20 protein-coding genes and 2 pseudogenes are annotated in these 22,832 nt (G+C 70.5%); 8 read left to right on the forward strand and 14 right to left on the reverse strand.

Annotation, left to right across the window (positions count from 1 at the left end):
- Positions 1-1,344: a UDP-glucose dehydrogenase family protein gene (locus ACFYW1_RS16845; RefSeq protein ID WP_388992652.1), complete on the reverse strand. Its 1,344-nt coding sequence runs from the start codon at positions 1,342-1,344 to the stop codon at positions 1-3.
- 199 nt (positions 1,345-1,543) lie between these two features.
- Here ACFYW1_RS16845 and ACFYW1_RS16850 point away from each other — a divergent pair, with 199 nt between their 5' ends.
- Positions 1,544-2,701 (forward strand): acyl-CoA dehydrogenase, encoded by a 1,158-nt coding sequence (locus tag ACFYW1_RS16850; RefSeq protein WP_388992655.1) that lies wholly within the window; start codon positions 1,544-1,546, stop codon positions 2,699-2,701.
- On the opposite strand, the gene ACFYW1_RS16855 is transcribed toward ACFYW1_RS16850, so the two are convergent.
- The 6 genes and pseudogenes from ACFYW1_RS16855 to ACFYW1_RS16880 form a co-directional block, all read right to left on the reverse strand.
- On the reverse strand, positions 2,647-2,859 hold the full coding sequence (locus ACFYW1_RS16855; protein WP_388992658.1) for a hypothetical protein: 213 nt from the start codon (positions 2,857-2,859) through the stop codon (positions 2,647-2,649). The genes ACFYW1_RS16850 and ACFYW1_RS16855 overlap by 55 nt on opposite strands.
- Before the next feature lie 41 nt (positions 2,860-2,900).
- Positions 2,901-3,023: a DUF6879 family protein gene (locus ACFYW1_RS16860; protein ID WP_388992661.1), complete on the reverse strand. Its 123-nt coding sequence runs from the start codon at positions 3,021-3,023 to the stop codon at positions 2,901-2,903.
- A gap of 37 nt (positions 3,024-3,060) precedes the next feature.
- Positions 3,061-3,585 (reverse strand): annotated as a pseudogene (locus ACFYW1_RS16865) (DUF6879 family protein).
- A 44-nt stretch (positions 3,586-3,629) separates the two neighbouring features.
- Entirely contained in the window at positions 3,630-3,857 is a 228-nt protein-coding gene (locus ACFYW1_RS16870; protein WP_388992664.1) for a hypothetical protein, read from the reverse strand.
- Between the two features lie 181 nt (positions 3,858-4,038).
- Positions 4,039-4,945: pseudogene (locus tag ACFYW1_RS16875) on the reverse strand (helix-turn-helix domain-containing protein).
- 205 nt (positions 4,946-5,150) lie between these two features.
- Complete coding sequence (locus tag ACFYW1_RS16880; RefSeq protein ID WP_388992667.1) at positions 5,151-5,642, reverse strand: ATP-binding protein; 492 nt, start codon at positions 5,640-5,642, stop codon at positions 5,151-5,153.
- Positions 5,643-5,807: 165 nt separating this feature from the next.
- Here ACFYW1_RS16880 and ACFYW1_RS16885 point away from each other — a divergent pair, with 165 nt between their 5' ends.
- Together ACFYW1_RS16885 and ACFYW1_RS16890 are read left to right on the forward strand one after the other, a co-directional pair.
- On the forward strand, positions 5,808-6,686 hold the full coding sequence (locus ACFYW1_RS16885) for a helix-turn-helix domain-containing protein (RefSeq protein WP_388992670.1): 879 nt from the start codon (positions 5,808-5,810) through the stop codon (positions 6,684-6,686).
- Positions 6,683-6,892, forward strand: coding sequence for a DUF397 domain-containing protein (locus ACFYW1_RS16890; RefSeq protein ID WP_388992673.1), 210 nt, complete (start codon positions 6,683-6,685; stop codon positions 6,890-6,892). Before ACFYW1_RS16885 ends, ACFYW1_RS16890 begins: the two co-directional genes overlap by 4 nt.
- A gap of 61 nt (positions 6,893-6,953) precedes the next feature.
- Here ACFYW1_RS16890 and ACFYW1_RS16895 read toward each other — a convergent pair whose 3' ends face one another.
- On the reverse strand, positions 6,954-7,697 hold the full coding sequence (locus tag ACFYW1_RS16895; RefSeq protein ID WP_388992676.1) for an SMI1/KNR4 family protein: 744 nt from the start codon (positions 7,695-7,697) through the stop codon (positions 6,954-6,956).
- A 106-nt stretch (positions 7,698-7,803) separates the two neighbouring features.
- Here ACFYW1_RS16895 and ACFYW1_RS16900 point away from each other — a divergent pair, with 106 nt between their 5' ends.
- Complete coding sequence (locus ACFYW1_RS16900; RefSeq protein WP_388992679.1) at positions 7,804-8,814, forward strand: DUF5954 family protein; 1,011 nt, start codon at positions 7,804-7,806, stop codon at positions 8,812-8,814.
- A gap of 63 nt (positions 8,815-8,877) precedes the next feature.
- Here the strand turns inward: ACFYW1_RS16900 and ACFYW1_RS16905 are convergent, their stop codons facing one another.
- Positions 8,878-10,188 (reverse strand): LCP family protein, encoded by a 1,311-nt coding sequence (locus ACFYW1_RS16905; RefSeq protein ID WP_388992682.1) that lies wholly within the window; start codon positions 10,186-10,188, stop codon positions 8,878-8,880.
- Between the two features lie 119 nt (positions 10,189-10,307).
- Between ACFYW1_RS16905 and ACFYW1_RS16910 the strand changes: the two genes are divergently transcribed.
- A complete protein-coding gene (locus ACFYW1_RS16910) occupies positions 10,308-10,856 on the forward strand; it encodes an acyl-CoA thioesterase (RefSeq protein ID WP_388992685.1) in 549 nt (182 codons plus the stop codon).
- Between the two features lie 60 nt (positions 10,857-10,916).
- On the opposite strand, the gene ACFYW1_RS16915 is transcribed toward ACFYW1_RS16910, so the two are convergent.
- The 5 genes from ACFYW1_RS16915 to ACFYW1_RS16935 form a co-directional block, all read right to left on the reverse strand.
- The gene (locus ACFYW1_RS16915; protein WP_388992781.1) at positions 10,917-12,350 is read right to left on the reverse strand and encodes an LCP family protein; all 1,434 of its coding nucleotides are present in this window, start codon (positions 12,348-12,350) and stop codon (positions 10,917-10,919) included.
- Between the two features lie 340 nt (positions 12,351-12,690).
- Positions 12,691-14,160: an LCP family protein gene (locus ACFYW1_RS16920; RefSeq protein WP_388992688.1), complete on the reverse strand. Its 1,470-nt coding sequence runs from the start codon at positions 14,158-14,160 to the stop codon at positions 12,691-12,693.
- 247 nt (positions 14,161-14,407) lie between these two features.
- On the reverse strand, positions 14,408-16,228 hold the full coding sequence (locus ACFYW1_RS16925; protein ID WP_388992691.1) for an LCP family protein: 1,821 nt from the start codon (positions 16,226-16,228) through the stop codon (positions 14,408-14,410).
- Between the two features lie 223 nt (positions 16,229-16,451).
- Entirely contained in the window at positions 16,452-17,741 is a 1,290-nt protein-coding gene (locus tag ACFYW1_RS16930; protein ID WP_388992694.1) for an LCP family protein, read from the reverse strand.
- Between the two features lie 181 nt (positions 17,742-17,922).
- The gene (locus ACFYW1_RS16935; protein WP_388992697.1) at positions 17,923-18,675 is read right to left on the reverse strand and encodes a TIGR03089 family protein; all 753 of its coding nucleotides are present in this window, start codon (positions 18,673-18,675) and stop codon (positions 17,923-17,925) included.
- A gap of 137 nt (positions 18,676-18,812) precedes the next feature.
- Here ACFYW1_RS16935 and ACFYW1_RS16940 point away from each other — a divergent pair, with 137 nt between their 5' ends.
- The 3 genes from ACFYW1_RS16940 (at position 18,813) to ACFYW1_RS16950 (ending at position 22,773) form a co-directional block, all read left to right on the forward strand.
- Positions 18,813-20,381 (forward strand): peptidoglycan recognition protein, encoded by a 1,569-nt coding sequence (locus ACFYW1_RS16940; RefSeq protein ID WP_388992700.1) that lies wholly within the window; start codon positions 18,813-18,815, stop codon positions 20,379-20,381.
- Between the two features lie 119 nt (positions 20,382-20,500).
- Entirely contained in the window at positions 20,501-21,592 is a 1,092-nt protein-coding gene (locus tag ACFYW1_RS16945) for a sugar phosphate nucleotidyltransferase (protein ID WP_388992703.1), read from the forward strand.
- Positions 21,593-21,696: 104 nt separating this feature from the next.
- The gene (locus ACFYW1_RS16950) at positions 21,697-22,773 is read left to right on the forward strand and encodes a DNA-3-methyladenine glycosylase 2 family protein (RefSeq protein WP_388992705.1); all 1,077 of its coding nucleotides are present in this window, start codon (positions 21,697-21,699) and stop codon (positions 22,771-22,773) included.
- Positions 22,774-22,832: the final 59 nt, after the last annotated feature.

Here is a 22,832-nt window from a genome sequence, read left to right on the forward strand (position 1 = left end):
TCAGGCCTTCGGACGCCCCATGGCCCGGTACGTCCAGCCGGCCCCGCGCCACAGCTCGCCGTCGAGCGCGTTGCGGCCGTCCAGGACGATCCGCCGGGCCGCGACCGCGCCGAGCTCCGCCGGGTCCAGCTCGCGGAACTCGCGCCACTCCGTCAGGTGCAGCACCACGTCCGCGCCGCGCACCGCCTCCAGCGCCGACTCCGCGTAGCCGAGGGTCGGGAAGAGCCGCCGGGCGTTGTTCATGCCCTTCGGGTCGAAGACGGTGACCTGACCGCCCTGGAGGTGGATCTGCCCGGCCACGTTCAGCGCGGGCGAGTCCCGTACGTCGTCCGAGTCCGGCTTGAACGTCGCGCCCAGCACCGCCACCCGCTTGCCCAGGAAGGAGTCGCCGCCCACGGCCTCACGGGCCAGCTCCACCATGTGGCCGCGGCGCCGCATGTTGATCGAGTCGACCTCGCGGAGGAAGGTCAGCGCCTGGTCCGCGCCCAGCTCACCGGCGCGCGCCATGAAGGCCCGGATGTCCTTCGGCAGACAGCCGCCGCCGAACCCGATCCCGGCCCGCAGGAACTTCGACCCGATCCGCTCGTCGTGCCCGATCGCCTCGGCCAGCTTCATCACGTCGCCGTCGGATGCCTCGCAGACCTCGGCCATGGCGTTGATGAACGAGATCTTCGTGGCCAGGAACGAATTGGCCGCGGTCTTCACCAGCTCGGCGGTCGGGAAGTCCGTCACGACGAGCGGCGACCCCTCGGCGATCGGCGTCGCGTACACCTCGCGCAGCAGCTTCTCGGCCCGCTCGCTCGCCACGCCGACGACGATCCGGTCCGGGTGCAGGGTGTCGTTCACGGCGAAGCCCTCGCGCAGGAACTCCGGGTTCCAGGCCAGCTCCGCGTCGGCGCCCGCCGGTGCCAGCTCCGTCAGCCGCGCCGAGAGCCGGGCCGCCGAGCCCACCGGGACGGTCGACTTCCCGACGACCAGCGCGGGCCGGGTCAGGTGCGGGGCCAGCGACTCGAACGCGCTGTCCACGTAGCTCATGTCGCAGGCGTACTCGCCGTGCTTCTGCGGAGTGTTCACGCAGACGAAGTGGACGTCGCCGAAGGCCGCGACCTCTTCCCACGAGGAGGTGAACCGCAGGCGCCCCGTGGACCCCTCGATGCCCTCGACGTGCCTGCGCAGCAGCTCCTCCAGGCCGGGCTCGTACATCGGCACCCGGCCGGCGCCCAGCATCTCGATCTTCTCGGGCACGACGTCGAGGCCGAGCACTTCGAAGCCCAGTTCCGCCATGGCCGCGGCGTGGGTGGCACCGAGGTAGCCGGTGCCGATCACAGTGATCCTGAGGGCCATGGAACGCTCCTGGGAGATGCGGACAGACGTGCGGTGAACGAGCATAGTCGTGCTCCTGGAGGCCCGGTTTCCGACCGGCTGCGAGGCTTCTGCCACCCCTGTCGTGAAGCTCACGCACGCATGGCATAGGTCATTGTGGGAGCCGGGATCTAAAATTGGGTTACTTAACGGTAGTTAGCGTCTTTGGGGAGTGAGCGTCTTGGCGGGTTCGACCGATTTCGACCTGTACCGTCCGGCCGAGGAGCACGAGATGCTCCGGGAGACGGTGCGGGCGCTCGCCGAGGCGAAGATCGCCCCGCACGCGGCCGCGGTCGACGAGGAGGCGCGCTTCCCGCAGGAGGCGCTCGACGCCCTGACCGCCGCCGACCTGCACGCGGTGCACGTGCCGGACCAGTACGGCGGCGCGGGCGCCGACGCCCTCGCCACGGTCATCGTGATCGAGGAGGTGGCGCGGGTCTGCGCGTCCTCCTCCCTGATCCCGGCCGTGAACAAGCTCGGCTCGCTCCCGGTGATCCTCTCCGGCTCCGAGGACCTGAAGAAGAAGTACCTGGGCCCGCTCGCCAAGGGCGACGGCATGTTCTCGTACTGCCTCTCCGAGCCCGACGCGGGTTCCGACGCGGCCGGCATGAAGACCCGCGCCGTGCGCGACGGCGACTTCTGGGTGCTCAACGGCGTGAAGCGCTGGATCACCAACGCGGGCGTCTCCGAGTACTACACGGTCATGGCCGTCACCGACCCGACCAAGCGCTCCAAGGGCATCTCGGCGTTCGTCGTCGAGAAGTCGGACGAGGGCGTCTCCTTCGGCGCCCCGGAGAAGAAGCTCGGCATCAAGGGCTCGCCGACCCGCGAGGTCTACTTCGACAACGTCCGCATCCCCGCCGACCGCATGATCGGCGAGGAGGGCACCGGCTTCGCCACCGCGATGAAGACCCTGGACCACACCCGCATCACCATCGCGGCCCAGGCCCTCGGCATCGCCCAGGGCGCCCTCGACTACGCCAAGGGCTACGTCCAGGAGCGCAAGCAGTTCGGCAAGCCGATCGGCGACTTCCAGGGCGTCCAGTTCATGCTCGCCGACATGGCCATGAAGCTGGAGGCGGCCCGCCAGCTCACCTACTCGGCCGCCGCCAAGTCCGAGCGCGTCGACGGCGACCTCACCTTCTTCGGCGCCGCGGCCAAGTGCTTCGCCTCCGACGTCGCGATGGAGATCACCACGGACGCGGTCCAGCTCCTCGGCGGCTACGGCTACACGCGGGACTACCCGGTGGAGCGGATGATGCGCGACGCCAAGATCACCCAGATTTATGAAGGCACGAACCAGGTCCAGCGGATCGTGATGGCGCGGAACCTGCCGTAACCCTCCGCGGGTCGATCCGACCGCCCGAAGAAGCCCCGGTCCCGCGGCCGGGGCTTCTCGGCGTGCCGATCCATGTCTGGGCCCTGGACCAGTTCGCGGATGATCTGAGTTCCGTCGGATCGGTATTTCAGATGCACGACTGTCGATTCGTCGAGCATCCAGAAGTCTTGTTCAGGGAGTCCGGGGTTCGGCTCGTTCGTCAGATCAGGTACCGGCTGTACGGCGTGAATGGTCGGCGCACGACCTTCGCCCGGGTCATTTTCCGCCCGGCCACCGTGTGACCTCTGACCGTCCACTGCCCCGGCTTCCTTGCGGATGCCATTCGCAGTGCCCGCAGCACGGCTCCGGGAATGCTCTGCTCACGCCCCGTGCCTGGCCCACCAATCGGTGAACGGTTCCGCGTGTGCGAGTGCCGCGTCACGGTACTGCGTGAATTCCGCTGTCCGTTCAGCCGGCAGAACTTCCGAGCCCAGGTACTTTCCGTGGCCGTCTTATTTCATCACTGCCACGGGCCCGGAATCGAAGAGCCAGAAGTCCGGAACGTTCCCCAAGGGATTGTTCTTTCCGGTGATGTCGAGGATGAAGAACTCTTCGCCCCCGGTCATGTTTTTCCGGTACCCCCACCCGAGCTCGAATCTGAGGTAGTCCGTGAGCGGGCGGGACAGGACGTGCACCCGGTAGACGCGCTTCCCGGTATCGGTGTGCGAGCGGAGTTCTTCGACCCAGTCCGTGTTGTAGTCGGCCGGCTGGGCCTCCCCGGCCAGGAACGCCCGGTAGGCGTCGACGCTCCCGGACCTGCTGTAGTCGTCCAAGGCTTCCAGCCGGAATGCCTCGTGCTCGAACGAGTCGAAGAGGCTGCCGAGAGTCTTGGGCGAAGTTGTCATGGATGGCCTTCCGGGGCAGGTCCGAGGGGCGTCGGCGCGCGGGGTCATCCCTCGGTGAAGACTTCGTCGGCGGTGGTGGCCGTGGCGGCGCGGTTGAGCCATTGGAGCAGGAGCCGGGAATCGCCGCAGCTGCCGATCCGCTCGCGGAGTTCGTCGGTGACGGCGATGCCGCGCGCCTGGAGAACCAGTAGAACGCTTTCCGCCAGGCCCTTTGCCCGGCTCTCGTCCCGGATTTCTTCCGACATGAAGGACTTGTAGAAAGAGAGGTCCACGGCCACCAGGTTCCTCCACTGTTGTGCGGCCGGGCGGTTGCCCAGGCCCTGTGCGGTGAGTTCGACGACGGGGGTGGCGATGGTTTCCGGTGCGTCCCGCAGTGCGCCCCGCGATGCGGTGCATTGCCTCGTGGGGCGAGCTGACCATGCAGGTCCGTTCGGGTCGTGGGCGGGGTTCCGGTCAGGCGGCCGTGAGTTGTTCGGTGCGGCAGTCGCGGCAGTGGCCGGGCTGGTGGGAGCGGAAGGCGCGGTCGCAGCCGTCGCAGTTCTGGAGCGGGGGGACGGCGGCCTCGGGGCGATCGGCGGGGGTGATGGTCCGGGGGGCTGGGAGTGGTGGGGGGAGGAGTGTGGTGATCCGGTGGCGCAGGAGTCTGGCCGGGTGCTTGAGGGGGCTGGGGAGGTCGGTGGTGAGGGCGTGGCGGATGGTTTCGGGGTGGGTCTCACGTTCGAGCCAGGTGGCCAGGCCGGGGGCGAGGGTGCGGACGTCGTGCTCGGAGAGGACGAGTTGGGGCGTGTGGCGGCGCAGGCCGGCCAGGAGCGTGGTGGCCCTGTGCAGCAGTTCCGGGGTGAGGTGTTGTGGCTGGGGGAGCGGGGGCGGTGGTGGCGTTGTGCGCGGGGTGGAGGCGGGAGCGGAGGGGGCGACGGGGGTGGTTGCCGGCAGCGGTGGGGGTGCGGGGGGGTTTGGGGGTGGCCGGGGGTGAGCGGTGAGGAGTTGGGGTTGTGGCGGGCTGGTTGTACGAGACGGTGCGGGTGACGACGCGGCCGTTGGCGAGGCGTAAGCGGCTGCGGTGGAGGTAGCCGTGGGCTTCGAGTTCGCGCAGGGCGGCGGCGATGCGGGTCTCGCTCTCGGGGAAGCGTTCGGCGAGGTGCTTGATGCCGATCCTGGCTCCGGCGGGGAGCGACTGGATGTGGGTGGCGAGGCCGATCGCGGTCAGGGAGAGGCCGCGGTGCTGGGCGAGGTGGTTGCCGATGATGGTGAAGCCCGCGGCATGGCGGGAGTTGACGTGGATGACGCCGGACGACGGGGTGGTGTCTCCGGGTACGGGGGACGGACCGCGCGGAGGCGCGGTAATCTGCGGGGTACCCATCGGGAAGCTCTCTTCTTCCTCGGTGGTCAGGCCCCCGGTTGAGACTGTGAATCTCGGTCGGGGGCCGTCGCATGTCTGGAGTTGTCGCGGCGAGCATAAGCAGACCAACCCACCCGAAATCCAGCTCAGTTGCTCCATGTCACCTGAGTGAGTGACGAGGGGTTGGGTTTGGTCGGGGAGGTTTTTTCCCAAGTCCTTTAAAGCTTTATGCGTCGTGGAACACGGGGACGTGGCTCACCGGGTCGTGGATTTCCGCGACCCGGTGGAGCGGTCGCGGTGCGAGGTCGAGTTCGGCCCAGACCGTCTTGCGCGGGACGGGTCCGGCGACGGTGCCCCAGCGGTCGGCGAGCGCCTCGACGATCAGCAGACCGCGCCCGGATTCCGCGTCGGCGGCGGGGACGGACGCGACGGGCAGTTGCTCGCCCCGGGTGTCGGTCACCTCGATCCGCAGGAGCCCGTCACGGTGGACGGCGAGACCGAGCCGGAAGTCCCGGTCCGGTACGCGGCCGTGGACGGCGGCGTTGGCGGCCAGCTCGGCGACGATGTGTGCGGTCGGCTCCACGGGCGGCCCCCAGTCGCTCAGGTGGGCCGCGGTCAGGAGACGGGCGAGCCTGGCGCCCCGGCGGGTGGGGGAGAGCAGCACCGTGAACTGCCGGACAGGAGCGGAACGTTCGGTTCGGGTGATGTGTTGGTTCACATCGCTCAGCGTGGCCGGGGCGTGCGTAGCGTGAACAGCGACAAGGCCCTTGCGTACGGCGATTGTCCCGCGCTTGTCCAGTGCTGTCCCGGCTGTCCGGGGTGACGTGCGGGAGACATCAGGGGTTGGGTCGGGAACGGCAGGCGCATCGGAAGTGGGGCACGGATGAGCGTGGATGAAGTGGGTGCGGAACGCGGCGGCTTCGAGGTGGACGAGCCGGGCTGGGACGTCGACCCGGACGACGAGTCGGGAGCGGCCGTGGTCGCGGCGGTGGGCCGTCAGATCAAGGCGTGGCGGGAGGCCGCGGGGATGCGGGCCGGCGAGTTCGGGGTCGCGATCGGGTACGGCGAGGACATGGTCTACAAGGTGGAGGGCGGCCGTCGCATTCCCCGGCCGGAACTCCTGGACAGGGCGGACGAGGTGCTCGGCGCGGGCGGGAAGATCGCCGCGATGAAGCAGGACGTGGCGGAGGTCCGGTACCCGAAGAAGATCCGGGATCTGGCGAAGCTGGAAGCCAAGGCCGTCGAGCTCGCGGCGTACGGCAACCACAACATCCACGGCCTGTTGCAGACCAAGGCGTACATGGGCGCGCTACTCGCTACGCGGAGGCCTGCGTACTCGCCGGATGAGCTTCAGCGGATGGTCGACGCGCGCCTGGCCCGGCGCTCCGTCTTCGCGCGGGAACCTGCTCCGGAGCTCAGTTTTGTCCAGGAAGAGGTGACGCTGCGACGCCCCATCGGGGGGACAATGGTGATGCGTGAACAGCTTGAACACCTTCTGGAGGTGGGGAAGTTGCGGAACGTTGAGATCCAGGTGATGCCGACGAGCTGTGGAGACCACCCCGGAACAGGTGGCCGGATCCAGGTGCTGAAGTTTGGCGACGGTTCGGCGGTGGGGCGCACCGACAACGAGTTCGGCGGCCGCCCCGTCTCCGATCCGAAACAGCTTCAAGTTCTCGAACTGCGGTATGGCATCATCCGGGCTCGGGCTCTCTCGCCAAGGGAGTCACTGGCCTTCATCGAGCAAGTGCTGGGAGAGACATGATCCGCAAGAGCTCTGCAAGGGACACTTCCGGGCTGGAGTGGTTCAAGAGCAGCTACAGCGACAGCAGCGATGGCAACGACTGCGTCGAAGTCGCCGCCGTCCCCGGCGCGGTGCATGTCCGGGATTCCAAGGACGTCCAGGGTCCTCGTCTGGCCTTCGGTTCCGATGCCTGGGCGGGCTTCGTCTCCTACGCCGCCGAGCGCTGATCCCGTACGCGGCCGGGCGTTGAGGTCGCTCGGCCGCCGGTCCTGCCGGGGCGGCCCCGGATCAGTCCTCCTCCTCGTCCTCCCCGTCGAAGCGGTCGAAGGCCGCCTCCGTGCGGGCGCGGAACATCGCGGTGCCGTGGTCGTCGCGGAGGATGATCTCGTCGTGGGCGTACCAGCGCGAGCCCCGTTGCTGACTGATCGGGTACTCCGGCAACGGCAGGCGCCGGAAAGTGGTGGCGATGTCCTCGGGAAGGCCGGTTTCGCCGTCGGAGGTCACCCACCCCATCAGGTCGTCGTCCGCGCACAGGGCCTCGGACAGGGCGATCTCGACGAACGCGACGCTGACCCGGCCCAGCCACTCCTGCCAGTCGTCGGCGGTGGGCCGGACGAGGTCGGCGCGTATCACCACCGGCGGGTCGTCCCGGCCGAGGTCCGTGACGCGGATGCCCCAGTAGGCGCAGGACTGGTTCTCGACCCGGAAGACCAGCACGCCCCGGTCCTCGTCCAGGAAGAGATCCTGGGGGGCGAGCAGAGTGTCCTGATTGTCGGTCAGGTCACTGTGCTTTCCCAGTAGTTGGTACGCCTCGCACAGTGCCGCTGGCAGGGGCCGGCCGAGCCGGGCCCGGGCCGCGTCGAGTTCGGCGGTGGTGCGGCCGTCGGCTTCGGTGAGGGGACGTCGGCTCCAGTCGCGGGCGAAGGAGCGGATGAACCGCCACGCCGCCCGCCTGTCGGGCCGTTCGCCGACGGCAGCGGTGAGCGCGTCGAGGTCGAGCATCAGGTTCGAGGGCGGTGGCTCCTTGGTCATGCGTTCGACTGTAGGCGCCGCCCCTGACAGGCCCCGTCGGCAAGGCTCCGCGCCTCCTTCCCGCATTCCCCGTACCGGCCGTCCGCGGCATCGGCACACTGGGTGCATGAGCGATTACCCAAAGGCGCCGCCGGATCACCTCGTCATCAATGTGCGGCACCGGGACGACCCGGTGTCCCTGGTCACCGAGGCGGACGCGTTCGTCGCATCCCGGACGTACAACAAGATCGTGGTCCGGGGGCCGCTCTTCGGTATCGCCGAGCAGCGCCGGGGCGAGCGGCCGCGGTGGCGGATGGTGACCGACATGGACACCGGCTATCCGCAGGACGCCCGCGACGAGTTGAACTCCCACCTCTGGTTCAAGGCCAAGGACGAGACGGACGACCCCCGCGAGCGGCGCGCCCTGCTGGACGCGGTGGCCCGGCTGGAGACCGAGCCGGTCGACGAACTGACCGTCGGTGACACGCGCTACCGCGTCGTGCGCGCCGACGAGTTCGCCCGGACCGGCGAGGGGCGCATGGAGCCGCCCAGACCCACGGACGTCGACTCGGAGGGCTGGGACGTCCAGACGCGCACGCCCTCGACCACCGAGGGCTTCGTCATCGACCACGCGGCGGCGGTGGGGCTGACGGAGGGGCTGGACCGGATGGGGCTGCTGCCGGTCGCGTACACCTCGGAGCGCTTCCCGCCCCAGGTGCTGGCGGATTCGCGGCGGGCGCTGCGGACCCACCCGGGCCTGGTGCTGCTCCCGGTCGTCTTCCGGGTGATGGAGCGCAAGGAGAATTCCTGGGCGATGGTGTCGGGGCAGCTCCCCACCCCGCAGGACGCGCGGCGGGAGCTGGTCGACCACCTGCAAACGATGCTGCCGCGGATCGAGAAGCTCGACGAGCGGGAGGCCGCCGTGTACGCGCGGGCGGCGGAGGCGTTCACCCGGCGGTTGCGGCCCAACGAGCTGACCGTACGGGGACGTTGCTTCGAGATCGCCCGGGTCGAGCGGATGATGCGCATCGGCCCCTCCGGCCCGGAGGGGCCGCGGCGCTCGGACATCAGCGACCAGGAACCCTCGAAGATCCATCCCACGATGGACGAGTGGGGCAACATCGAATTCGGTTCGTAGCGGACGGGGCGAACGGGGAGGGGCCCGGACGGCCGAAGCGTCCGGGCCCCTCGCGGGTCGCCGTCAGTTCCCGGTGACGGTGACCTTCTCGTCGTTCTTCAGCTGCTCCACCAGTTGCTTGACCTTGGCCTTGTCCCAGACCACGTAGCCGCCGACGATGCCCGAGATGGGGATGTTCATCGACGTGCCGTCGCCGCCCGTGACGTCCTTCATGGCGAAGAACATCTGGCTCAGGGACCACAGCGACATGTCCTTGTCGACGATCAGGGTGTCCAGGCCGGCGCCCATCGTCGGGTACAGCTTGAACGGGTTGAGGATCGTCGACGGGGTCGCCGCCTGGCTCGCCAGCGCCGCGAGGAACTTCTGCTGGTTCTTCGTACGGGCCAGGTCGGCCTCGGCGAAGGCGTACCGGGTGCGGACGAAGGCCAGCGCCTCCTCGCCGTTCAGCGTCTGCTTGCCCGCCTGGAAGTCGGCGCCGGACTTCTTGTCCTTGAACGCCTTGGGGATGTCCAGCTCCACGCCGCCGATCGCGTCCACGATCTTGGCGAAGCCGCCGAAGCCGATCTCGACGTAGTGGTCGATGTGCAGCCCGGTGTTGAACTCGATGGTGCGGACGAGGAGTTCGGGGCCGTCCATGGCGTACGTGGCGTTCAGCTTGGTGACACTGCCGCGGCCCGGGTAGAGCTTGCCGGACTCGGAGCCCTTGAACGAAGGGACCTCGACCTTCGAGTCACGGGGCAGGGAGATGAGGGTCGGCCCGTTCGATCCGTCGTGCAGGATCATCATCGAGTCGGTCCGCTTGCCGTCGACGGAGCCCGTGTGGAGCTTCTTCTTGTCCTCGGCCGTCATGCCCTCGCGGCTGTCGGAACCGACGATCAGGTAGTTGGTGCCGTCGCCGCCCTCGGGCCGCTCGATGACCTTGGAGAGGTCCACCTCGCGCTTGAGCTTGGAGTCGGCCCAGAAGTACGTGCCGATGGAGACCGCGAGCACCACGACCACCAGGGCCAGCGAGCCGATCTTGATCCGGCGGCGCCAGTCGGGCGGCGGGCCCTGGACGTGACCGCCGTCGTTCCGGCCGCCCCCGCCGTTGCCACCGGCACGTCGGCCGTTGCCGCCGCCGTAGACCTGTCCCGTGTTGTAACCGCTGTCGTACGTCGCGTCACCGCCGGGTCCGGCGGGAGCGTGCTGCGGGGGCTCCGGCCGGTGCTGCCGGGGTGCCGCGCCGCGCGGTGCGTTGCGCGGCTGCGGCGGCACGGAGGGCCGCTGGACATGCCGCATCACGCGGGCGCTCTCGGGCCGGTCGTTGTCGCTGCCCTGTCCGTAGCGATTTCCGCTGCGGTTGTCGTCGGTCCGCCCGTCGGGCCAGTCGCTCATACGGACCAGTGTGCAGGCCGGGGCCGTCCCCCTCACAGGGGGTACGGGAAATCGGGGCGGGCCTGTTGCCAAGCTGATGCATTGCAGCAGGACGCGGGACCCCGCATAAGGTGGACGGTATGACAGATCAGGCCACGCGCCCGGAGGGCGACATACAGGGCAAGCCGACCGCGGCTTCCCGGACCACCCTCAGCCACATCATGACCGGCAACGACACCAACCTGCTGGGCACGGTGCACGGTGGCGTGATCATGAAACTGGTCGACGACGCGGCCGGTGCCGTGGCCGGCCGGCACTCCGGCGGCCCCGCCGTCACCGCCTCGATGGACGAGATGGTCTTCCTGGAGCCGGTCCGCGTGGGTGATCTCGTTCACGTCCGCGCCCAGGTGAACTGGACCGGCCGCTCCTCCATGGAGGTCGGCGTCCGGGTCATGGCCGAGCGGTGGAACGAATCCACCCCCGCCCAGCAGGTCGGCAGCGCCTACCTGGTGTTCGCGGCGGTCGACGCGGAGGGCAGGCCCCGCCCCGTACCGCCGGTGATACCGGAGACCGAGCGTGACAAGCGGCGCTACCAGGAGGCGCAGATCCGCCGCACCCACCGCCTCGCCCGGCGCCGCGCGATCAAGGAGCTGCGGGAGAAGCGCGCGGCGGACGGCATCGACGACTGAGCGCCGGCGGCGCGCCTCCGGCCGGGCGGCATCGACGACCGGACCCCCGAGGGGGCGCGGTCACGGGCAGGCGACCTCGTCGCCCGTGACCGTGTCGAACTCGCCCCGGTCGGCCGCCTCGGCCCGCACCTTCCGGACCTTCTCGAAGTCCGTGCCCGCTGTAACCCGCAGCGTGGCGCCCTGGCCCGCCACCGCCCGCAGCTCGGCCCCGGGCAGGGCCTCGGCCAGGGACTTCGCGGACCGGTTCCAGCGCGGGTCGTAGGTGATCAGGGTGCGCTTCAGGTCGTGGGGGGTGCCCGGATCCGCGTGCGCGGCCGGGACCGGGGCCGGGTCGTTCGGGGCCGTGCCCAGATCGTCCGGGTCCGCGTTCAGCGGGGTCCGCGTGGTGTCGAAGCCGGTGGCGTGCAGCGCGTCGTCGAGCTTCCTGCCCAGGCCCTCCTTCGCGGTCCCGTTGTAGACCTGGACCCGGATGCGCTGCGGGTCGACGTCGACCTCCACGGCCTTCGGCCGGGCGGGGCGCTTCGGGGCGAGCGGCTCGTCCTCGCGCAGGGCCCGGAAGAGCTTCTCCGACTTCCGCTCGTCCCACTTGACCGTCGAGCCGATGCCCTTGACCGGGTAGGAGACGTTCCCCATCGGGACGGAGGCGAACTCGGACGAGGCGGGGGAGAAGCCGCGCATGGCCTGGCCCAGCTCCAGCATCTGTTCCGTGCCGAAGTCCTTGTCGGCCCGGACCGAGCTCAGCATCGTCGAGGCGACGTCCCGGAACTTCACCGGGTTCAGCAGCACCCCGCTGCCGGTCGCCCGCTCGATCAGCGAGGCGAGGAACTTCTGCTGGCGCTGCATCCGGCCCAGGTCGGCGGCCCCGTCGATGTGCCGGGAGCGCACGTACTGAAGGGCCTGCCCGCCGTTCAGCTCATGGGTGCCCGCGGCCAGGTCGAGACCGGTGTACGGGTCCTTCATCGGCCGGGTGGTGCAGATCTTCACCCCGCCCAGGGTGTCCACCGTCTTCATGAAGCTGGTGAAGTCGATCTCCAGGTAGTGGTCGATCTTGACGCCCGTCATGTGCTCGACGGTCCGCACGGTCAGACCCGGCCCGCCCTCGGCATAGGCCGCGTTCAGCTTCACCGGGTGGGCGGTGTGCTGCTCGCCGGTGGTCCGGTCGCGGTGCGCGGGGATCTCGGCGTAGCTGTCGCGGGGCAGCGAGACGACGCTCGCCCGCTCCTTGTCCGCCGACAGGTGCACCAGCATGATCGTGTCGGTGCAGTGGCAGGGCGCGCCGCCCAGCCGGTACCGCTCCTTCTCCTCCGGAGTGATCCGGTCGCGGCCGTCGGTGCCCACGAGCAGCAGGTTCATGCCGTTGCCCGCGCGGGGCCGGTTCTTCATGTCCTTGAACGGGTCGATCCGGTCGATCCCGGTCTCCAGATCGGTCACCACCGCGTGGCCGATGCCGCCGGCCCCCAGCACCAGCACGGAGAGACCGGTCACCATCCGCATGCCCCAGCGCGGGCGCTCGTCCTGTCTTCTGGAGCGGTGCCGCGGTGGAAGCGCGCGGGAACGCGGCGTGCGGGGGGAGCGGTGCGGCGTGGGCACGGGGGACACCTCCGCGGTGCGAGGGAAACCATTCGCACAGTAGGTCCATATGATCGGATGCCTGGTGCGTGACCCGGCGGGGCGCGCCCGTGTCCCCCGTTCGCGGTAACGCGACGGTCGAATGGCGACCCCCGGTGAGGTGCGAAGCCCGTGCCGGAACGCGCGGGGCCCGCGCCCGTGGCGGAACGCCGAAGGGGCCCTCCGAAGCTTCGGAGGGCCCCTTCGGCGCGTCGTCGTGCGCCCGTTACCAGGTGAAGCCCGGCTGGATGTCCATGCAGGCGCCCTCGTTGTCGCCGTTGAGCGCGCGTGCGCTCTCCGGGGTCTTCTCGTCGGCCTCGTCCGCCCGGTAGTCCCCGTTCTCGCGCCAGTCGGCCCCCACGGTCAGGGTGATGCCGGAGACGTCGGTCGACTTCTTCACCGCCGACATCGGGATGCCGAGCGCCTTGGCCACGGCCTGGGCGTTGCCCTCCATGTCCACGCTGGGGAAGAGGATCTTGGTGCGGGCCGCCGCCTCGGTGTTCTGGGCGTCGACCGTGGCCTGGTCGAAGCCCTTGTCGGCCAGCAACTGCTTGACCGCCGTGGCCCGGCCCTTGACCGGGTAGTCGAGCCCCACGCGCGTGCCGTTGCGGATGCTGACCGGGATCTCGGCAATCGGTGACGTGGGCTTCTGGACGGCCGGCTTCTTGCGCTTGGACGCCTTGCCGTCGAGCGGGATGTCGTCGCGGACCATCTGGAAGAGCTGGTCGGCGTCGCCGGCCTTGGGGAGCACCCGCCCGTCGAGCGCGCCCGTGCCGTAGACGTTCGGCATCGTCGTCATGGTGATGCGCTTGGTGGGGGCCTTCTTGAGCTCCTCCGCCAGGTCGTACAGCTTCTTGACGGTGTCGAGGCCCTTGTCGACCGTCAGCGCGTTGATCGCCGCGTCGGCCAGGTCCATCAGCTTGCCCGGGTCGGTGAGCTTGGTGCCCTTGCGCAGCTCACGGACCATCGAGTTCATGTACATGTGCTGGGCGTGCGTGCGGCCGAGGTCGGTGCCGTCCTCGAAGCCGTAGCGGGTGCGCAGCCACTGGAGGGCCTGCTCACCCTTGATCTTGGTGGTGCCCTTCTTCAGCTTCAGCCCGGAGCCCTTGCCGTCCCTGGTGCGGGAGTGGACGTTCTCCTTGACGCAGACCGGGACGCCGCCGACGGCGTCGGCCATCGAGACCACACCGGCGAAGTCGATCATCATGAAGTGGTCGATGGTGATGCCGGTCAGCTCGTACCAGGTGGCCACGCTGCATCCCGGACCGCCGCGGCCGAGCGTCTCGTTGGTCATCGCGAGACCGGTGGAGGCGGGGTAGACGCGCTTGGTCTTCGGGTCGGTGCACTTGGGGATCTTCAGCATCGTGTCGCGCGGCATGCTGATCACCGACATGTTGCTGCGGTCGGCGGACAGGTGCAGCAGCATCTGCACGTCGGCCAGCGGCGGCGCGCCGAAGGTGTCCTTGGCCCCGCCGAGCTTCTGGTTCTCCTTGGAGTCCCGCGCGTCCGAACCGATGAGCAGGATGTTCAGCGGGGTCTGACCGGCGGCGTTGGCCTTGTGGCCGGCCATCTTCCGGTCGCCGAGCGTCAGATCGGCCTTCTTGATGCTGCTGTTGAGGTGCTCGTAGTAGAGGTATCCGGCCCCCGCGCCGCCGATTATGAGCAGCGCGAGAACGGACGCGCTCCAGCGCAGCACCCGGTGTTTGCCCTTCTTGCCGCGGCGCTTCGGCCCCCCGCGCCGATGACCGCCCGACGAGGACGCCGACCGTCGGCCGCCTTCCGGATTCGCGTCCTGTTCCGACGCGCCTTCGCTCAGCCCGTCCTCCGGGTCGAGTTGACCGGTGTGGCGGACGCGTGATCGTGTCCCCTCCCCGGGCGTGCTGCTCCGTCCCACCGGGACCCCCCTGTTGCTCGGACTCGTGGTGTGGCGCGGTGACCCGGTGTCACTTGGCGCACTCTGCCTTGTCGGCGTTTGCCTGCTGGACGTCCGCCGGAACCTTGGTGGGTCCGGTGATGGGCGTGCCCGCGCTCTCGAAGTCGTCGCCGAGCGTCAGGACCATGGCCTGAAGCCCCTCGGCGTCCTCGGTGCCCTGCTTCATGGCCGAGCCGGGCAGGCCCATCATGGCGGCCAGGGCGCGGGCCTGGTCCGCCTGGTTCGGTGCGTACTCCAGCGTCGTCTTCGCGGCCTTCGCCGGGGCGTTGGCCTTGTTCGACGACTTGAGCACGCCCTTCTCGTTCTGCAGCCAGGCGACCGTCGTCTGCGCGGCACCGGGGACCTTGCCGCCGTTGTACACGTCCACGCGCACGTCGCCCGCCGCGGCCTTGGGGCCCTTGAGGAGCGCGTCCTGCTTGCTCTTCGCGGCCTTCTTCTGCGACTTCACCTCGGTCAGCGAGGTGTCGTTGCGCATCATGGCGAACAGCGGCTCGGCCTTCGCCTCGTTCAGGATGACGGTGGCCTTGACCTTCTCGTACGGGTTGTCGAGCACCGGCACCGTGGTGAAGGTGATGTTCTTGGTGTTGACCTTGCCGAGTTCCTGGGCCAGCGACGCCAGCTTCGCTCCCGTGCCGATGCCGGTGTCGACGGTGAGTGCCTTGGTCGCCGCGTCCGCCAGCTTGTACAGCTTGGTCGGGCTGGTCAGGGTGTCGTCCGACTGCATCTGCCGCATCATCGAGGCGATGAACTGCTGCTGGACCTTGATCCGGTCCAGGTCGCCGCGGTTGCCGAAGCTGTGCCGGGTCCGTACGAACGCCAGGGCGTCCTCGCCCTGGATGCGGTGCTCACCGGCCGGCAGGTTCAGGTGCGAGTCCGGGTCCTTGACCGGCTTGGCCAGGCAGATCTCGACGCCGCCGACCGCCGTGGACAGCTCCTTCACCGCGTTGAAGTCGACCATCATGAAGTGGTCGACCTTCAGGCCGGTGATCTGCTTGACCGTGTCCATGGTGCAGCCCGGGTCACGGCCCTCCTGGCCGAGGCTGTTGTTGAACCGGACGTTCCTGGTGCCCGGGATGACCTTCTCCGAGCCGTCCTCCTGCTTGCTCCTGCACTCCGGGATGTCGGTGATCAGGTCGCGCGGGATGCTCAGCGCCGTCGCGTTGGTGCGGTCCTCGGAGACGTGGAAGAGGATGTTGGTGTCGGCGTGGCCCACGCTGTTCTTGTCGCCGTAGCCCTCGTTGCCCTTGCCGGTGCGCTTGTCGGTCCCGATGACCAGGATGTTGACCGGGGCGTCGTTGTCGAAGACGTTCTTGTTGCCGGACCCGCCCACGTCGACCGTGCTCAGGTTGCCGTTGAAGTGCTGGTACAGCGCGTACCCGGCCGCCGACAGGCCGACGAGCACGAAGGCCATCGCGCCGCCGGTCCACAGCAGCACCTTCTTGCGGCGGCTCTTGGCGGCCTTGGGCGCCTTGCGGCTGCGGCGGCCGGCCGGCTCCGTTCCCGGCCCGTCGGACCCGGAACCGTCCTGGCCGCGTCGGCCGTTGGCCGAACGCCGGCCACGCTGGCCCGGCACCTCGTGGCGCGCGGCCGCCCCGTGGCCGTCCCGGGCCGCGGCACGGCGGCCGCCCCGGGGGGTGTCGCCGTGTTCCGGATCCCCGTCCCGGACCGGGCCCCGGCTATGGGGAACACGCGGCGCGGAAGTCGGGGAAGAGCTTGCCGAATCCCCTCCGGAATGATTCAGTCGCAGTTCGTAATCACCGGTCTGCGGGTTGAGTACCCACTGGTCCGCGGGATCGATTTCGTCCGCCCGCCCACGACTTTGCGCATCCACGGTCGCTTGAGTCCTCCGTCGGTGCCACGCCAGGCGCCTCCCCCGATCAGGCGCTCGTTCTTTCGCTCCAGAAGTGCGCGGCCTGGCGGCCGGAAGCACCGGATCGCGTCACACTATCGGCCCCGTTCGGTATCGAGCGACGAGCGTGACAAATTCCACGGTCCTTACAACTGGTCATACTGCCCATTACACGCCGATCACCGGCCTCTGCTTGGGAATTGCTTTACTGCTCGCACAGGTCCGCCGCCGCGTTGTTGCCCGAATAGGTCGGTGTGGGGCTCGGTCCGGAAGCCTCCGGAGAACCGGTCGGAGCATTCTTTTTCCGGCTGTTCTTCTCGTTTTCATCCCGGGAGCGGTCCGCGCCGTCCTGGTCCCGGTCCGCGCCGCCCCGGAGCTGGTCCGCCGGGACGACGACGACCGGATCGTCCCCGCGCAGTCGCTTGAAGAGCCGGTCCGCATCGGGTTGTACGAGTTCGTCCCGGTTCCGGTTGGCGGCGTACGGCTGCCGGGGCACGGTCAGGAACTGCACCTTGTCGGTCGGTACGTCGCGCATGCCGCGCACCAGCTCGTACAGGTCCTTGAGGCTGTCCAGGCCCGGGTCCGTGGTCAGCGCCTTGGTGGCCGCATCCAGGACCGGGTAGAGCCGAGTCGGGTTGAGCAGGACGCCGTTGCTCTGCACCTTGTTCACCAGCGCGCCCAGGAACTGCTGCTGGCGGTCCATCCGTTCGGTGTCGCTGCCGTTGCCGATCGACTTGCGGGCCCGTACGTAGCCCAGCGCCTGCTCGCCGTCGAGCGTCTGGCGCCCGGCGGGGAGCTTCAGATGGGCGTCGGCGTCGTCCACCGGCTTCTTGAGGCAGACCTCCACCCCGTCCACGGCGTCGACCATGTCCTTGAAGCCGTTGAAGTCGACGACCATGTGGTGGTCGATCCTGATGCCGGTCAGCTTCTCGACGGTGCGGACCGTGCAGGCGGTGCCGCCGAGCTCGAAGGCCCAGTTGAACTGGGCGAATTGCTTCTTCGTCGCTTTGCCGTCCGCAGTGTGACAGACCGGGACATCCACCATCAGATCGCGCGGCAGGGACATCGCGGTGGCGCTCTTCCGGTCCGCGGCCAGGTGCAACAGGATCGTGGTGTCCGAGCGCTGGCTGCCGCCGTCGTCACGGCCGTACGCGCGGTTCTCGCCGGCCCGGCTGTCGGAGCCGATGAGCAGGATGTTCTCCGCGTCGTGCACCACGGAGACGGGCCGCTCCCGCTCGTACGCCTTCAGCTCGGCCGCCGCGGAGACGTCCGTCCTGATGTTGCCGTCCAGCTTCCGGTACAGCCACCAGCCGACGCCCGCCGCGACCAGGACGAAGAACGAGGCGCCGAGCGCGGTCCAGCGCAGCCAGCGGCGTCGATGCCCGTCGGCGGGGGCCGGAGCGGTGCCGGCCTCGGCCCCCGACCCGCTCCCGTCCGCGGCCGAGTCGTCGGAGTCGTCCGGCGGTCCGGCACTTTCGCTCACGTCTGCGTCCATCCTTCACGTTCGGCGGCGCGCTGGGCCGCCGGTCGCAGGAGTAGACGGCTGAACCTCACGCTTGGTTGTGTCCCGGGTGGGCTGTAACGCCGATCATGTACCGGAGTTGGGGCGCAGCCCCGGGGACTCGGCCCGGTGTGGGCCGGATGGGTGGCCCAGGGGGCGGTCCTCGGGGCGCCCGTCATGCCGTTCTGTTGGTGACCCGCTCGCTCTCGACGCGCTTCGCCAGGGCGTCGGCGTCCAGTTGGTCCAGGTTCCGGCACAGGACCACGGAGCCCCCGACGGCCAACGGGGCGAACAGCCCCGCGCTCAGCCCCTCCCAGCTGTCGTACGCACCCCCGGTGAGCAGCCGCGATCCGGCGGTCAGGCCGAGTCCGGCGGCGTCCTCGCGGGCCCGGGCCACCAGTTGCGCCGACGTCAGCTCGACGCCGTCCACCGCCAGCGCGGGGGCGTCCGGGTCCACGGGGGCGAACGGGGCGAACCGGTCGCCCTGCCCCGGCACCTCGACCGCGTAGTCCGCGAAACCCTCCGGCGGCTGCGGGAACCTGCCGCCCAGCGGGCGCAGCGCCAGGGCGATCCGCTCGCCGGAGCAGGCGCGCGCGGCCTCCAGCGTGTCCGGGCCGCTGACGACGAGGTCGGCGGCGGCCGGGTCGCCCTGCACGTCGGCGACCACCCCGACCGAGGAGCAGGCGAGCAGCCAGACCGCGGACTGCCAGTGCGCGGGCAGCAGGAGCGCGAGCCGGTCGCCCGGCTCGGCGGCGAGGTCGCCCTGGAGGAGGTTGGCGGTCTTGGCCACCCAATTGGCGAAGGTGGCCACCGACAGTTCGACGCGTTCTCCGGTGGCGTCGTCGTAGAAAGTGACCAAGGGGCGGGCCGGGTCCGCGGCGAGCGCGGAACGCAGCAGGTCGGCAGGGGTGCGGTCGGTGGCGTTCATCCGCGCAAGAGTACGCGGCGACGGCGGACCGGACGGGGTGGAAGGGCGCCGGGGACACCGGTTCGGCAGACGGTCCGTCAATTGTGGAGGTATGTCCGGGTAGCCGGAGTTGAAGAATTATGTCCAATATCATTTGTATGCGTGCCTTCCTAGCATCTTCGATCGGTGTCACCTGCGCGGCCGTTCTCGCCCTGCCGTCGGCCGCGCCGGCGGGCGCCGCCCCCGACACCCGCACCGTCCCCGCCGCTCCCGCCGGGTCCGCGGCCTCCACCGACCTGCCGGGCTCGACGCAGTCCCTGCCGATGCGGCCGCTGCCGGCCGAGTCCGGCCGGGCCGCCGAGACCTCCGGCCAGGGGCTGACCGAACGTGAGGTCCGGCCCTTCTCCCTGGTCGGCGTCGTCTGGGACGACGTCGACACCGAACTCCACGGCACCGTCCAGGTCCGCACCCGCGCCGCCGGCACCGACCGCTGGTCGGACTGGCAGGACCTGGAGACGCACAACGCGGAGCACGCCGCCGACCCCGGTTCCGCCGAGCGCGACTCGGGCAGGGCCCGGGGCGCCACCGCCCCGCTCTGGGTCGGCGACTCCGACGGCGTCGCGGTCCGCGTGGTCCCGGACCCCCCGGACCCGCAGGACCGGACCGGGCACGTGGTGTCGCTGCCCGGCGGGCTGCGGCTCGAACTCGTTGACCCGGGCGAGGACCCGCGACCGCTCCCCGTGGGGGACGAGGCGGCCGGGGCGGGGGACGCCGCGGAGCCGGACGCCGGGGAGGCGGAGGGCACCGGCGACGCGGCCGGGGCCGAGCCCGTGACGGACGGCCAGGCCATGACGGGGGCCCAGCTCCTGGCGGACATCCGGGCCGAGGCGGACGCCCAGGTCCTGGCGGGCATGCAGGCCGCGACCGCCGCGACCGCCACCCTGCCCGCGACGGACACCGGGACGGAGGCCGGAGGAGGGGCAGAGACCGGGGCCACGGCGGAGACCGGAGCCAAGACGAGCGCGGCGGCCCTCGAACCGAACGTCCTTCCCGCCCTGAGCCGGGCGGAGACCGAGGCCCAGGCCGGGACGGAGAGCAAGACGGCGGCGGGCGCCCGCCCGTACATCGGACCCCGGCCGCGCATCATCACCCGCAAGGGCTGGGGCGCCGACGAGAAGCTCAGGGAACGCGCCTTCGCGTACACCAAGACCGTCAAGGCGGCCTTCGTCCACCACAGCGCCACGGGCAACAACTACACGTGCTCCCAGGCGCCCTCGGTCCTGCGCGGCATCTACCGCTACCACGTGAAGAGCAGTGGCTGGCGCGACTTCGGCTACAACTTCGCCGTCGACAAGTGCGGAAACATCTACGAAGGACGCGCGGGCGGCGTGACGAAGCCGGTCCTGGGAGCGCACACGCTCGGCTTCAACTCCAACAGCATGGGCATCGCGGTGCTCGGCACCTTCACCAAGTCGAACCCGCCCGCCGCGGCCGTCACCGCAGTCTCGAAGCTCACCGCCTGGAAGCTCGGCCTGTTCGGCGCCAACCCGAAGGGCAAGGTGACCCTGGTATCGGGCGGCGGCAACAAGTACAAGAAGGGCACGAAGGCCCGGCTCAACGTCATCTCCGGCCACCGGGACGGCTTCGCAACCGAATGCCCCGGAGCGCGTCTCTACAAGAAGCTCGGCTCGGCCAGGACCAGCTCCGCCCGCCTGCAGGGCCGCTGACCAAAAGCCCGCGGGACCGGCGCGGACCGCTGCGACTGCCGATCGGGCCGGCCGGACCGGTCTGCATACACTGGCCAGCCGAAACAGGCCAGGTCCCAGCAGGAAGCAGAGTCAGTGCCGTGACAGAGGCAAAAGAAGCGATCCTCCTGGTCGGTGGCAAGGGGACCCGGCTGCGCCCGCTCACGGTGCACACGCCCAAACCGATGGTTCCGGCGGCGGGCGTCCCGTTCCTCACGCACCAACTGGCCCGGGCCCGGGCCGCCGGTGTCGAGCACATCGTGCTCGCGACGTCGTACCTGGCGGAGGTCTTCGAGCCGTACTTCGGCGACGGCTCGTCGCTCGGCCTGCACATCGAGTACGTCACCGAACGCGAACCGCTCGGCACCGGCGGCGCGATACGCAACGTCGCGTCCCGGCTCGCGGCGGGGCCGGACGAACCGGTGCTCGTCTTCAACGGCGACATCCTCACCGGCCTCGACATCCGGACCCTGGTCGCCACGCACACGGACTCCGGCGCGGACGTCTCCCTGCACCTCACCCGGGTCGAGGACCCGCGCGCCTTCGGCCTCGTGCCGACGGACGGGAACGGCAGGGTCACCGCGTTCCTGGAGAAGCCGCAGACCCCCGAGGAGATCGTCACCGACCAGATCAACGCGGGGGCGTACATCTTCCGCCGGTCGGTCATCGACACCATCCCGGCCGGCCGCCCCGTCTCCGTCGAGCGCGAGACCTTTCCCGGACTGCTCGCCGCCGGCGCCCACCTCCAGGGCATGGTCGACTCCACGTACTGGCTGGACCTCGGCACCCCGCAGGCATTCGTGCGCGGCTCCGCCGATCTGGTCCTGGGCCGCGCCCCGTCGCCCGCGGTCCCCGGCCGGTGCGGCGACCGGCTCGTGCTGCCGACGGCCTCCGTCGCCGAAGACGCCAAGCTCGGCGGCGGCACGGTGGTCGGCGAACGCGCCCGGATCGGCGAAGGGGCCCGCATCGACGGCTCCGCGATCCTGGCCGACGCGGTCGTCGAACCGGGGGCGGTGATCACCGACTCGCTGGTCGGGGCCGGTGCCCGGATCGGCAGCCGTACGGTGCTCGCGGGCGCGGTCGTCGGGGACGGCGCCCGGGTCGGCGCCGACAACGAACTGCGCGACGGCGTACGCGTCTGGTGCGGGGCGGTCCTCCCGGACGCGTCGGTGCGCTTCTCGTCCGACGAGTAGACGGGCGCGGGGTTCTACGGGCAGGGGCTCCGCAGGCGCGCGGGCGGCGGGACCGGTGCGGCGCTTACCCTCGACAGGCAGCCCCGACGACCGAGGACCCCACCGTGGCAGGACGATTCGCCCCCCGCAACGCTCCCCGCACGGCCCTCCCGCACCCGGCTCCGGCATCGGTACCGGTACCGGCATCGGGACCGGCTTCCGTGCCGGCTCCGGCGTCGGCGTCGCCCTCGGTTTCCGTGCCGGCTTCGGACACCGGTGCGCTGACCCGGGAGTGGACCCCGCCCGGCCCGTTCGACCTGCGGCTCGTCGTCGGCCCGTTGCGCAGGGGGCCCGCCGATCCCACGTTCCGGATGACCCGGGACGGCACGGTCTGGCGGGCGAGCCGTACGCCCGCGGGGCCCGGCACCCTCCGCCTCGCCGCCCGGGGCGGCCGGATCGAGGCGTCGGCCTGGGGCCCCGGCGCGCCCTGGCTGCTGGACCGGCTCCCGACGCTGCTGGGCGCGACGGACGACCCGGACGCCTTCCGCCCCCGCCACCGCCTGCTCGCCCTGACCCGGCACAGCCGGCCCGGCCTGCGCCTGGTGCGCACCGGCCTGGTCATGGAGTCGCTGATCCCGTCGATCCTGGAACAGAAGGTCACCACGGACGAGGCGTACCGCGCCTGGCGCCTGCTGGTCCGGGGACACGGCACCCCGGCGCCCGGCCCCGCGGACCACGCCACCTTCGCCGGGCTCGGGCTGCACGTCATGCCGGACGCCCGCACCTGGTCCCTGATCCCGTCCTGGGAATGGCACCGGGCGGGCGTCGACGCCAAACGCTCGGCCACGATCCTGCGCGCGGTACGCGTGGCCCGCCGTCTGGAGGAGGCGTCGGCCATGGAACTCCCCGAGGCCACGGCCCGCCTGGAACTGATCCCCGGCATCGGCCCCTGGACCTCGGCCGAGACCCTCCAGCGCTCGAACGGCGCGGCGGACGCGGTCACGGTCGGCGACCTCCACCTCCCCGGCATCGTCGGCCACGCCCTGGCGGGCAACCGGGACGCCGACGACGAGGAGATGCTGAGGCTCCTGGCCCCGTACGAGGGGCAGCGCCACCGCGCCACCCGGCTCGTCCTGCTGTCGGGCCGCACCCCGCCCCGCCGCGCCCCGCGCAGGACCCGCGGCGACATCGCCCGCCTGTAGTGCCCGTCCCGCACGGCTGCGGCGCGGGCACCCGCCGTACGGGCCCGACACCGTCCGTC

Source organism: Streptomyces sp. NPDC002669 (genome assembly GCF_042889165.1).
GTDB lineage: Bacteria > Actinomycetota > Actinomycetes > Streptomycetales > Streptomycetaceae > Streptomyces.